Here is a 12,852-nt window from a genome sequence, read left to right on the forward strand (position 1 = left end):
TCCGATGCCGGGCGGCAACGGCTCCCGTGGGGGGAGTGAGAGGGGGCGGCACCTCCGCACAAGGTGCCGCCCCCTTTGAGAGCCGGGGCCGGACGCCGGGTGAGGGTGGGTGTTCCCGGCGCCGACTCCGGTGGCTCTACCGGCCGTTGGCCGCCGCGCGGCCCGACTCCAGGCGGGCTACGGGGATGCGGAACGGGGAGCAGGAGACGTAGTCCAGGCCCACCTCGTGGAAGAAGTGGACGGACTCCGGGTCGCCGCCGTGCTCGCCGCAGACGCCGAGCTTGAGGTCGGGGCGGGTGGCGCGACCGGCCCGGGCGGCGTCGCGGACCAGGGAGCCGACGCCGTCCTTGTCGATGGTCTCGAACGGGCTGACGCCGAAGATGCCCTTCTCCAGGTACGCGGTGAAGAAGCTGGCCTCGACGTCGTCGCGGGAGAAGCCCCACACGGTCTGGGTGAGGTCGTTGGTGCCGAAGGAGAAGAAGTCGGCGGACTCGGCGATCTGGGCGGCGGTCAGCGCGGCCCGGGGCAGCTCGATCATGGTGCCGAGGGAGAGCTTGAGGTCCACGCCGTGGGCCCGCTCGACCTCGGCGATGATCTGCTCGGCCTCCTCGCGGACGATCTCCAGCTCCTGCACCGTGCCCACGAGCGGAATCATGATCTCGGCGCGCGGGTCGCCCTTGGCGGCCCGGCGGGCGGCGGCGGCCTCGGCGATGGCCCGCACCTGCATGGCGAACAGGCCGGGGATGACGAGTCCGAGGCGTACGCCGCGCAGGCCGAGCATCGGGTTCTGCTCGTGCAGCCGGTGGACGGCCTGGAGGAGGCGCAGGTCGTTCTCGTTGTGGTCCTTGCGGGACTCGGCGAGCGCGACGCGCACCGACAGCTCGGTGATGTCGGGCAGGAACTCGTGCAGCGGCGGGTCGAGCAGCCGGACGGTGACGGGCAGCCCGTCCATCGCCTCGAACAGCTCCACGAAGTCCTTCTGCTGGAGCGGCAGCAGCTCGCTGAGGGCGGCGTCGCGATCCTCCTCGGTGTGGGCGAGGATCAGCCGCTCGACCATCTCGCGGCGCTCACCGAGGAACATGTGCTCGGTGCGGCACAGTCCGATGCCCTGGGCGCCGAAGCGGCGGGCGCGGGCGGCGTCCTCGGCGTTGTCGGCGTTGGCCCGTACCCGCAGGCGGCGGACCCGGTCCGCGTACGCCATGATCCGGTGCACGGCGGCGACCAGCTCGTCGGCGTCGTCGGCGCCCGCGTGCATCCGGCCCTCGAAGTACTCGACCACCGGAGAGGGGACGACCGGGACCTCGCCGAGGTAGACCTTGCCGGAGGAGCCGTCGATCGAGACGACGTCGCCCTCCTCGATGACCAGGTCGTCCTTGCCGTCCGCGCTCGGCACGATCATGCGGCGGCGCTTGGTGTCGACCTCCAGGTCCTCGGCGCCGCACACACAGGTCTTGCCCATGCCGCGGGCGACGACGGCGGCGTGCGAGGTCTTGCCGCCGCGGGAGGTGAGGATGCCCTCGGCGGCGATCATGCCGTCCAGGTCGTCGGGGTTGGTCTCGCGGCGGATGAGGATGACCTTCTCACCGGAGCGGGACCACTTGACGGCCGTGTACGAGTCGAACACGGCCTTGCCGACGGCGGCGCCCGGGGAGGCGGCGATGCCGCGCCCGATCTTCCGTACGGCGTCGCCCGCCGCGGCCTCCTCGTCGAAGCGCGGGAACATCAGCTGCGCGAGCTGCGCGCCGTTGACCCGGCGCAGCGCCTCGGCCTCGTCGATCAGGCCCTGGTCGACCAGCTGGGTGGCGATCCGGAAGGCGGCACCGGCGGTGCGCTTGCCGACCCGGGTCTGCAGCATCCACAGCTTGCCGCGCTCGATGGTGAACTCGATGTCGCACAGGTCCTTGTAGTGCGTCTCGAGGGTTTCCATGATCTGCATCAGCTCGTCGTACGAGCGCTTGTCGATCTGCTCCAGGTCGGCGAGCGGAACGGTGTTGCGGATGCCCGCGACGACGTCCTCGCCCTGGGCGTTCTGCAGGTAGTCGCCGTAGACGCCCTGGTGGCCGCTGGCCGGGTCGCGGGTGAAGGCGACGCCGGTGCCCGAGTCGGGGCCGAGGTTGCCGAAGACCATGGAACAGATGTTGACCGCGGTGCCCAGGTCGTGCGGGATGCGCTCCTGACGGCGGTAGAGCTTGGCGCGGTCGCCGTTCCAGGAGTCGAACACGGCCCGTACGGCGAGGTCCATCTGCTCGCGCGGCTCCTGCGGGAAGCTGCGGCCGGTCTCCTGGGCGACGATCGTCTTGAACTCCGCGACCAGTTTCTTGAGGTCGGCGGCGTCGAGGTCGACGTCGACGGTGACGCCCTTGGCCTGCTTGGCCGCGTCGATGGCCTCCTCGAAGAGGTCGCCGTTCACGCCCAGCACGGTCTTGCCGAACATCTGGATGAGGCGGCGGTAGGAGTCCCACGCGAACCGGTCGTCGCCCGCCTGCGCGGCGAGCCCGGCGACGGACTCGTCGGAGAGGCCGATGTTGAGGACGGTGTCCATCATCCCGGGCATCGAGAACTTCGCGCCGGAGCGTACGGACACCAGGAGCGGGTCGTCGGCCTGGCCGAGCTTCTTGCCCATCTTCCCCTCGAGGGCTTCGAGGTGCGCACTCACCTCGTCGCGGAGGGCCGCGGGCTCGGAACCGCTGTCGAGGTAGACCTTGCACGCCTCGGTGGTGATGGTGAATCCCGGTGGCACGGGGAGACCGAGATTGGTCATCTCGGCGAGGTTCGCTCCCTTCCCGCCGAGGAGGTCCTTGAGATCCTTGTTGCCCTCGGTGAAGTCGTAAACGAACTTCTGCTGATCTTGTGTTTCCGGCACGGGACTCGATCTCCTCGGCTCGGCTGCCCTGACGGCGGGGAGCGTACCCAGATCGAAGGCTCCTGAGTATGTCCACTCCACCGTCATTCGGCCGTAACCACCCGCCTGCCACGTGTTCGAAAGTGCGCCGCCGAGAGGAGTGACGCGGGCCACCCCTTCAAGAGTCGAACACATGCACACGCCACGCATATGACGAGGCGGGCGATCACTACGGTGCGTTATCACTGGTTCGAGGTCTCGAACATCGATAGGGTGACACTGAGTGCCACGCATTGAGGAGGTGAGCGCAGCGGGCGACCGCCGCACCGCCCCTTCACTTCCGCTCATCTGAGCGGCACCTTGATCAGAGTGGCGAGAATCACCCCCTCCAGAATGCCTCATCTCGCCATGTGGACATAACGAGGGGATGCTCGCTCAAATGAGCGATGCGCAGGTGAGCGACGGTGACAGGGCCGGTAGGGTGCCCCTACACGCCATGCTGAGGAGGGCCCGTGACCAGCGCCCGACGTGCGCTCGCGCAGGTGGTGCCCGGCGCGCGGCGCGTCCTCGACGAGAACTGGACCGGCTCCTCCACGGTCCCCTCCCGCGGCCTCTATCCCCACCAGTGGAGCTGGGATTCGGCGTTCATCGCGATCGGATCGCGTCATCTTTCGGTACGCCGCGCCCAGCGGGAACTGGAAACGCTGCTCGCGGCCCAGTGGGACGACGGACGCGTCCCCCACATCGTCTACAACCCCGCGGTGCCGCCGGGCGCCTACTTCCCGGGCCCGGACTTCTGGCGGCCGCCCCCGGGCGCCACCGACGCCGGCCCCTCCGGCGGCGCCCCGCCCGGCGTCGCCACCTCCGGGATCATCCAGCCGCCGGTGCACGCGCTCGCCTGCCTGCTGGTGCACCGCGCCGACCCGCACGCCTCGCAGCGGTCCGGCTTCCTGGCCCGTACGTACCCCCGGCTCGCCGCCTGGCACCGCTATCTGGCCGACCGGCGCGACCTGGGCGGCGGCGGGCTGGTGTCCGTGGTCCACCCCTGGGAGCCGGGCATGGACAACAGCCCCTGCTGGGACGCCCCGCTGGCCCGCGTCGAACCCGCCCCGCCGGAGGCGTTCCGCCGCGCCGACCTCGACCACGGCGCGGCCGCCGACCGGCCCACGGACCTGGACTACGGGCGCTACGTACGGCTCGCGGCGGACTACCGGGACGGCGGCTACGAGGACCGTGCCGACGCGCTCGGCTTCGTGGTCGAGGACCCGGGCGTCAACGCCCTGCTCATCGCCTCCGAACACGCCCTGGCAGAGATCGCCCGGACCGTCGGCGCGGATCCCCGCCCGCACCGCGCCCGGGCCGCCCGCCTGACGGCCGCCCTGCTGGACCGCCTCTGGGACCCGGCCACCGGGCTGTTCCTGTGCCGCGATGTGCGCGGCGGGGACCTGATCCCCGAGCGGAGCGCGGCGGGCCTGCTGCCCCTGCTCGTCCCCGAGCTGCCCCGGGCCACGGCCGGGGCGCTGCTGCGTACGGCCACGGGCGAGCACTTCGGTCTTGGCACCTCGGTGCGCCTGGTGCCCAGCTACGACCTGCGGGGCCACGCCTTCGACCCCGCCCGCTACTGGCGCGGCCCCGCCTGGTTCAACGTCAACTGGCTCCTGGAACGCGGCCTGCGGCTGCACGGCGCCTCCCCCGAGGCGGACGCGCTGCGGTCCGCCGCCCTGGAGGCGGCCGCCGCCTCCGGGTTCGCCGAGTACGTCGACCCGTACACGGAGGAGCCGCGCGGCACCCGGGACTTCAGCTGGACGGCGGCCCTGGCGCTGGACCTGGCGGTGGCGGCCGACGGGTAAGAGGGCGCGCGGATAGGTGGGGTGGAGGAAGGAGCGGGGCGAGGGGCAAGCATGGCAAGGCGGAGGAGGGAGGCGACGCGGAGCGTCGTCGACCGACGACAACGCCGCCAGGCGCCGCCCATCGCCCCGCGACGCCGCCCCACCTATCTGCGCGCCCTCTAAGGCCGCTCAGCCCTCTCCCCCGGCCAGCCCGGCCAGCGCCTCGCGGGTCTTTTGCGTGCAGCTGTCCTCGTCGCCCAGGACCCGCTCGCTCACCTCCAGCACCGCCCGCCACTCGGCCTCGGCCTCGTCGAGGCGGCCGAGGCCCTTGAGCGCGGTGGCGAGGTTGTAGCGGGTCCACAGGGTGCCGGCGTCCTCCGGTCCCAGCACGCGCTGCCGGCTCTGCCAGGTCTCCCGGATCTCCCGCTCCGCCTCCGCGAAGCGGTCCAGCCTGAGGAGCACATAGCCGAGGCTGTGCCGAGCCGTCAGCGTCGTCACGGCCTCCGCGCCCAGCACCCGTGTACGCCCCTCGACCACCTGGCGGAACAGCGGCGCGGCCTCCTCGAAACGCTCCTGGTCACGCACCGCCATGGCCAGCTGCAATATGGTCGACAGCGCCTGCGGATCGTCACGCCCGAGCACCCTGGCCTCGGCCTCCATGGTCACGCGGAACTCGGCCTCGGCCTCGGCCGGACGCTTGAGGAGGGCCAGGGTCTTGGCACGGCCATGGCGCGTCAGCAGGGTGGCCGACGCATCGGCCCCGAGCACCCGGATCCGGTCCTGGAGCACCTGGGTGAACTGCGCCAGCGCTTCGTCATACCGCCCCGCCATGCGCATGCTGGCCGCCATGCAATGGCGCGTCGAGAGCGTGCTGGGATGCTCACCGTGGAACACGGCGGCCTCCCGCTCCAGGAGCTGACGGTACGTCGCCTCCGCTTCCTCATACCGCTGCTGGTCCTCCAGCAGGAACGCCCGCAGACGCAGATTGATCAAAGATTCGCTGTGCCGCTCCCCGAACACGCTGATCGTCTCCTCCGTCAGCGTGTCGAGCTCGACTTCCGCCTCGGCGAACCGTCCCAGATGGCGCAGCCGGTTGAAGCGGCCACGACGCGCCCGACGAGTCCGCCAGTCCCTGGGCCCCAGACGCGCGGCCGTCCGGTCGATCAGGTCGCTCCACAGCGCCTCGGCTTCCTCGTTGCGCAACCTGGCATCCAGCGTCTCCCCGAGACCGGAGAGCGCCCGCAGCAAGGCGGAGTCCACCTCCGACTCGGCCGGGCCGCAGTCTTCGACCGCGGACCGCATTTCGGCCTCGGCCTCGTCATAGCGCCCCAAGTCCCGCAACGCGCCGGCCAGCCAGTAACGCCCGTTGATGGTGCCGTAATCCCGAGGCCCCTTCAGCTCGCGCCAGCCACTCACCACGGTGCGAAACTCCTGCTCGGCCTCTTCCCGGCGATGCAACGACAGCAGGAGCGTTCCGCGCTTCCTGCGCAACGGCAGGACCGTGTCCCGGTTGTCCTCCTCCAACCGCCGTTCCCACGCCTCGATCAGGGTCCGGCACTCCTCCTCCGCCGCCGCCGTACGCTCCGCGTCGTCCAGCAGGTCGACGAGGTAGCCGCGGGCGTAAAGCGTGTAGTGGTGCTCCTCGCCATGGACCCTCCCCGAGATCTCGACCACCGCACGCAACTGGGACTCCGCTTCGTCATGCTGCCCCAGCCCGTTCAGCGTGAGCGCCATGTGTCCCCGGAGGTCCCGGGATTCGAGATCCTCAGCGGATACCAGCCCGGCGACCTGCTCCCGCACCACGACACCCAGCTCATCCGCGTACGCCCGCCACCCGGCCTCGACGAGCCTCTTGGCCAGGCCCGGCAGCGTCCGCACGCCCACCCAGCCGGTTTCCTCCCGCCATTCGTCGGCCTCGGCCAGTACCTTCTCGACGCTCTCGCGAACCGACCCCGGCAGGCCCTCGTCCGCCGCGATCCGCCGCACCACCGCCATCAGCGCCGACCGGACGCGCGTGGAGGCGGAGGAGCGGGGCGGGGAGGCGGCGGCCGGTTCCGCCGGCCGCCGTACGGGCTCCTCGACCTCCGGCGGCAGGTCCTCGTCCCGCAGCCCCAGCCGCCGCAGCAGCTCCGGGGACGCCGCCGCGAAGGGGCGTGCCTCGTCGGCGACGCGGGAGTCGCCGTGGTCGCCGGAGAGCCGGGCGCGGAACTCGGGACCGCTGCCCTGCCGGTGCAGCAGGAACTCGGTGACCTGCGCCGCCGTCTCCAGCGCGTCCGAGGTCCGGACCGCGTCCAGCAGCAGGTCCGCGACCCCCGGGTGGAACTCGTACTCCTCCGCGCCGCCCTCCCGCCCGCGCAGCAGCCCGCCCAGGAACACCTCGGCCAGCTGCGCCGGGTGGAAGCGCTCCGCGCGGACCGCGCCCGCCTGGTGGACCAGCCGCATCACCGGCAGCGTCAGCGGATGGACGGTGGCCAGCGCCCCGGCCAGGCGCTGGGCCTCGGGCGAGGCCGCCTCCCGGAAGCGGCGCAGCCGCCGCTCGGCCGTGGGCTCGGGGACATGGGCCGTGGCCCGCTCGGCCACCGGCTTCTCCGCCCCGTCCAGCAGCATCACCGGCAGCGCCGCGCCACCGCCGCCCGTCCCGGTGAGCGCCGCCCACGCGCCCAGCTCGCCCTCGGCCAGCTCCAGCACCGGCACCGGGGTCTTGCCGTCATACGACACCAGGCCGCGTGGCAGCACCGGGTGGCGCACGGACAGCGCACGGCCCGGCGCGCCCTCCCGGCCGCCCGCGTCGACCAGCAGCCGCTGGGTGGGCATGCCGCGCTCCGGCCACATCCGCGCGGGCAGCGGCTGGAGGACCGCCACCGGCGAGTGGCGGGCCCAGCGGCGCAGCAGACGCGGAATCGCGCCGCCGCGCCACCCCGGGCCCACCCCGTCCGAGAGGACCAGCATCACGGTGCGGCCGGAGGTGTCGGTCAGCTGGCGTGCGGTGCGGCGCGGGGCGCCGGGGGCGTACGGGCGCGCCGTGAGCACCGGTTGGGCGTCCTCAGCGCTGTCCAGACCGTAGGTCCGTACCGAGCGGAAGGCGCCCTGCCGCTCCAGCAGGCCGCGCACCTCGGCGGCGAGCTGCTGCCACAGGACCATCGACGGGCCGTCGTCCACGATGAGGGCGACGCTCAGCCAGCGCTCCGGGCGGGGGCGCAGCACCACGTCCGGCAGACCGGTTTCGGCGATCCACTCGGCGGTGGCGGTCTCGTCGACGCAGAAGGAGGTGCGCGACGGCACGCTGCGCCGCAGTGGTCGCAGCGCGCGGGACAGCCCGCGCGCCGCGGGCAGCGCCCGCACGCCGCGGACGCCGACGCCGCGCGCCGGGCGGGCCGGGCGGGCCGCGGTGGAGCGGGCGGCGCCCGCGGCGTAGAACCCGGCGGGGGCGAGGGGGCCGGACCCGGGGTCATCCGCGGCGTGCGCCCCGACGGGATGACGCTGGGCGGCCTTCCCCTCGTCGTCGCCGACCGCGCCGGGCGCGGGAGCGGACGCGGTCCCCGGGGACGGCGCCCGCTCCTCGCCCTCCCCCTCGCCCCGCGCCGGGGCCGTGGTCGCGGCGAACCACAGGACGTCGCGCAGCTCCTCCTCGGAGAGCTCGACCCCCGCGTCCTCCAGCAGCGCGCACAGCCGCTCGATCATTACGCGTCGGCTTCGTTCAGCGAGCGGAACAGCTTGTCGAGGACGTCGTGGTCGACGCGCACCCCGGAGGACCGCAGCCGGACCGCGTTGAGCAGTTGGTCGGTGGCCAGCTCCCGTTCGTTCCGCCGGGCCACGAAGTCGGCGATCAGCTCCTGGGCCCGTGCGCCGACCTCCTCGCCCAGATGCATGGTGACGATCTGCTGGAGCTGCCGCTCATCGGGTTGCTTGAGGTCCAGCCGTACGCAGCGGCGCAGGAACGCCGGAGGGAACTCACGCTCGCCGTTGCTGGTGATGATGACGACGGGGAAGACGCGGCAGCTGACCCAGCCGCTGGTGATCCCGGCCTTCTCCCGGGAACCGGCGATCTGCACCCGGACCGTCTTCCCCTCCCCCAGCCTGGCCAGCTCCGGAATCTCGAACTCGCCCTCCTCGAAGACGGTGAGGAGGTCATTGGGCAGGTCCACATCGCCCTTGTCCAGCTCGTCCACGAGCAGAACACGCGGTTGGCCGGCGGCCAGGAGCGCGGTGCCGAGCGGGCCGAGCCGCAGATAGTCGCCGATGTCCGGCTCGGATCCGGCGGTCTCGTCGACGTGCCGCTTGAGGGAGGCCTCGCGCAGTCGGCCCACCGCGTCGTACGAGTAGAGGCCCTCGGTGAGCGTGGAGCGGCTGTTGACCGGCCAGTGCAGCACCTCGCCCAGCATCAGCTCGCGGGCGATGGCATGGGCCAGGGTCGACTTGCCGGTGCCGGGCCGGCCGGTGACCAGCAGCGGGCGGTGCAGGTGGAGCGCCATGTTGACGACGTCGCGGTCTTCGTCGGAGATCAGATACGGCAGCCCACGCCCCTGGTCCTCGCCCCGGCGCCGCGGATCGTCGCCGAAGCGCCGCCACGGCGGGGCGGGGGGCCAGGCCGTCACCTCATGGGGCTCGGTGGCGCCGCCCTGGAAGAGCCTCCAGTCCTGTGCCATCTTCTTCGTCTCTCCTCAGGGTGCCGACAGGTCGAGTGGGTCGGGGAGCGGGCGGTGTGGATCGTCCCACAGAAGGGCCATATGCCTGCCGTGGTGGCTTTTGTAGGAGTCGCTGTCGGACCGGAGTTCGCGCAGCCGTTGGGGAAGGGACCGCAGCGGCCTCTCCTCGCCGAGCAGCTTGCGCACCTCGTCCTCCGCCAGGGACGGTTCCGCCTCGCCGTGCCATATGAGGACGGGCACACCGCCGAACAGGCAAGCGTTGAAGACATCCGGCCGGCACCGCAGAGGGGTGGCCGTCAGCGCGCCCGGAGTGTCCACGGTCTGCTGGACGGCGGCATACACCTCACCGCAGTCCATGTGGCCCGGCAGCCAGCGCAGTTCCCTGGTGTCAGCGGCGCCGACCCGCTTCCAGCGGCGCTTCCACAGATCGTGCCGCTGGGGTTCACGGAATTCGGTGCAGCGCATGACGACCGGGTAGTCCGTGCCCAGATGCCGCGTGACGGGTTGCGTCAACTGCCAGCGGTGCACGGCCAGTTCGAGGTCGGTGGAGGAGACGAAGAACTCCACCAGGGTGTCCGGGGTGTAGGGCTGGGCGTTCAGCACGGCTTCCACGCCCTGCCGTATCTCCTCCAGAGAGGCGGGGGTATCCACCTTGGCCAGGGAGTTGACCTCCTCGCCACGCCGCGCCCACACCTCGTAGGTGCGCCGCTGACCGGGCCCGTTGGACGGGTGCAGCCGGATCTGGATGCTCCCCCAGCTGCCATCCCGGGTGAGGCCGGCCGCCCTGGCTCTCTCGGCGTACTCCTCGGCTTCGCCGCGCCGCTCCTTCAGCTGGCCCTTCATATCCAGACGTTCGGCACACCGCAGCGACCAGGCGCGCAGATCGGCGGCGACCGCCCCGCCATCGACCGCCGCGAAGCGCTCCACGACCCTCAGTAGTTGGGGAAGCTGGTCCTCTTTGAGGAGCAGTTCCTCCAGCCCGTCGGCGAGCCGGGCCGGATCGTGGAACGCCAGATCGACCAGGCCGCACAGCGCCCGGGCCTCCTCGGCGACGTCGTACCGGCCCCGCTCGTCCAACCGCCCCAGCAGCGCGACCAGCTCCACGTACTCGGCGCGGGTCAGCCACTTGCCCTGGAGGGCGTGGCACGCCTTACGGATCTCCGCGTCGACCGGCCCGGGTGCGCTCAGCTCGGTCAGGAGGGAGACGGCGCCATGCGGGTTGTCCAGCGCCCAGTCGACCAGTTCATCAGCCGAGAGGGACTTCATGACGGGCGGAGCGGTGGTGAACTGCTCGCGCAGCCGGGCGGCGACCCTCGCCGCCGATCCGGCCGGATCGGCGGCGAGCAGCCCCGACACCTCCAGGACCAGGGCCTCCCGGAACGGCTGCTTCTTCGGGTCGAGGGGCGGGGCGGGCGGGCCGAGCCGGACGGTGCGCTCCTGCTGTTCCCAGTCGCTGACGTGCATCGTCGGGTACTGCCAACTGCTCCCGGCCTCGCGGAACCGGGCGAACTCGTCCCGTACGCCCCTCCCGACCCGGTCCAGATCCAGCGCCGCCCCGGCGTGGCCCGCCGCCTCGAGCTGCCGCAGCAGGACGGAGGTGAAGCGCCCGGCTCCCTCCTGCTCCATGGCGACGGCCCCGGCCTGGCAGGCCCGCATCCAGTACACCGGCCGCCCGGGTCTGGTCTGGGCCTCGGTGGTGAGCGGCTGCGGGTCGTCGGCCAGCTCATGGGTCCCGGTGGGGAGGGCCTGGCGGCAGGCGTCGATGACCACGGTGACCCGGTCCACCGCGTCGTACGGCAGGTGGTTGGTGCGCACCAGGTCGATCAGGCTGTCGGCGGCCAGCCCCTGGAGGTCGTTGTCGGTCGTCTCGGGATACAGCAGGCTCCACCGGCCGCCCCGTGCCTGCACCCCGTGCCCGGCCCAGTAGATCCACAGCCAGTCGCCGTCGATCTCGCGCAGCCCCTCCCGGAAGACCTTGCGCACATCGCCGCGCTCCGCCGGGCGGTAGCCGGGGTGCGCCGCCTCCAGGGCCGCCCTGTTGCGCTCCATGGGCGAGGCCAGTAACTGGATGTTCTCCGGCGGCACGCCCCGCCCGGTCAGCCACGTGCGCATCCCGATGGCGTCGTGCACCGGGCCGTCGAGGTTCAGCTCGTCGCTGCCGTTGTACCGCTCGACCGCCACGATCACGGCATGGGTGCGGCGCCAGTCGTGCTCCACCGCTGTCACGTCGGCAGCTCCGGGGCCAGCAGTTCGTACAGCCGCTGGTGGGCGAAGTACGAGGTGTGCGCGCGCGGGAAGGGCTGACGGGTGGTGACGCGCCAATCGGTGACCCGGTCGGGGAAGACCTTCTCCCCGACGAAGCCGAGCAGGTCCTGCTCGTCGTAGACGTTGATCCAGCGGGGGAAGGTGCCGGGCAGGGGTTCGCCGCGGCGCAGCGCGGTGAGCGCGTCCAGCTCGTAGAGGAACGGCGCCTGCGAGCCGACGGTCACCAGCAGCTCCACCTCGGGCGGCCGCTCCGTGGGATCGGCGAGCAGATCGACGCAGGCGATCCCGCCGAGGCTGTGGGCGAGCAGCACCACCGGCCCACCGCCGCCCTCGGCGGCCTCGCGCACCGCCGTGCGGATCGCGGCGCGCACCCCGGCGCCGCGCACCTGGTAGCGGAGGATGTCACCGCTCGCCGGGACGGATTTGCCGGTGATGCCGCCGCGAAAGGTGTGGGCCAGCGAGGACAGCGGCGAGAGGTAGGAGTTGAGCGCCCGTACGGCGACGCTCTTCGCGGCGCGGGCGGCGAACCCGCCCCGGCCGGTACCGCCCAGCTGGTCGGTGAGCACGCCGACGAGGGTGTCCCGGTCGGCGCCGTCCACGGCGAGCGGCTCGTCGTCGCCGTGCGGGCCCTCGGCGCGCTGGACGGCCAGGGCGTAGACGGCGCGGGCCGCGATCGCCTCGATGCCGTCGGTGGGCGGAGTGCCGCCCAGGGTGCGGGAGATCTCATGGGCGACGCGGCCGGTGGCCGGGCCGAGGTGCGGGGCGAGGTCGGACACCAGCTCGTCCAGGCTCGCCCTGCCGCCGGTCGCCGCCGGGCTCTCGCCGCCGGTCACCGCCTCCAGGCTCAGCCCGCGCACCTTGTCGGCGACGGCCTGCCAGGGGTCCTGACGGCCGGGGGCGAAACCGGGCCGGGCGCCTCCGCCGCGCCGCGCCTTCGCCGCCTCCGCGAACTCCCGCAGCTCGGCGAGCGGATCGACCTCCAGCAGCGCCCAGACGGCCAGCGGATCGTCCTCGTCCAGCACCTCGCCCAGCGGGGCGTCACCGACGCCGCGGCTCTTCGCCCGCGGCGGGACCGACGCCCCGCCGAGCCCCAGCGACGCCCCGTGCTCCTCGCCCCAGAAGCAGCGGACGACCCGGATGTCGGGTCTCACCCGCCCCAGGCCCGCGGCGACGCGCGCGAAACTGTTCTCGTACGACTTGGCCCGGACCCCCGTGCCGTGGACGAAGACGACGCTTGTCACCGATCCCCCCAGATCGTCCTGATCCCACC

General features: G+C 72.6%; 6 protein-coding genes. 1 reads left to right on the top strand and 5 read right to left on the bottom strand.

What is annotated here, in order from left to right; genetic code table 11:
* Nucleotides 1-136: 136 nt before the first annotated feature.
* Nucleotides 137-2,863, bottom strand: coding sequence for a pyruvate, phosphate dikinase (gene ppdK / locus ABZ562_RS19760; protein WP_361481015.1), 2,727 nt, complete (start codon nucleotides 2,861-2,863; stop codon nucleotides 137-139).
* Nucleotides 2,864-3,354: 491 nt separating this feature from the next.
* Here ppdK and ABZ562_RS19765 point away from each other — a divergent pair, with 491 nt between their 5' ends.
* Entirely contained in the window at nucleotides 3,355-4,692 is a 1,338-nt protein-coding gene (locus ABZ562_RS19765; RefSeq protein WP_361481018.1) for a hypothetical protein, read from the top strand.
* Between the two features lie 168 nt (nucleotides 4,693-4,860).
* Here ABZ562_RS19765 and ABZ562_RS19770 read toward each other — a convergent pair whose 3' ends face one another.
* From ABZ562_RS19770 to ABZ562_RS19785, 4 genes are read right to left on the bottom strand one after another with little or no spacing between them, the layout of a single operon-like run.
* On the bottom strand, nucleotides 4,861-8,352 hold the full coding sequence (locus ABZ562_RS19770; RefSeq protein ID WP_361481021.1) for a tetratricopeptide repeat protein: 3,492 nt from the start codon (nucleotides 8,350-8,352) through the stop codon (nucleotides 4,861-4,863).
* On the bottom strand, nucleotides 8,352-9,317 hold the full coding sequence (locus tag ABZ562_RS19775; RefSeq protein ID WP_361481024.1) for a MoxR family ATPase: 966 nt from the start codon (nucleotides 9,315-9,317) through the stop codon (nucleotides 8,352-8,354). The genes ABZ562_RS19770 and ABZ562_RS19775 overlap by 1 nt, the downstream gene beginning before the upstream one ends.
* Before the next feature lie 15 nt (nucleotides 9,318-9,332).
* Complete coding sequence (locus tag ABZ562_RS19780; RefSeq protein WP_361481026.1) at nucleotides 9,333-11,543, bottom strand: caspase family protein; 2,211 nt, start codon at nucleotides 11,541-11,543, stop codon at nucleotides 9,333-9,335.
* Entirely contained in the window at nucleotides 11,540-12,823 is a 1,284-nt protein-coding gene (locus tag ABZ562_RS19785) for a hypothetical protein (protein WP_361481029.1), read from the bottom strand. Before ABZ562_RS19785 ends, ABZ562_RS19780 begins: the two co-directional genes overlap by 4 nt.
* Between the last annotated feature and the right edge of the window lie 29 nt (nucleotides 12,824-12,852).

Source organism: Streptomyces sp. NPDC019937, assembly GCF_040631655.1.
Classification (GTDB): domain Bacteria; phylum Actinomycetota; class Actinomycetes; order Streptomycetales; family Streptomycetaceae; genus Streptomyces.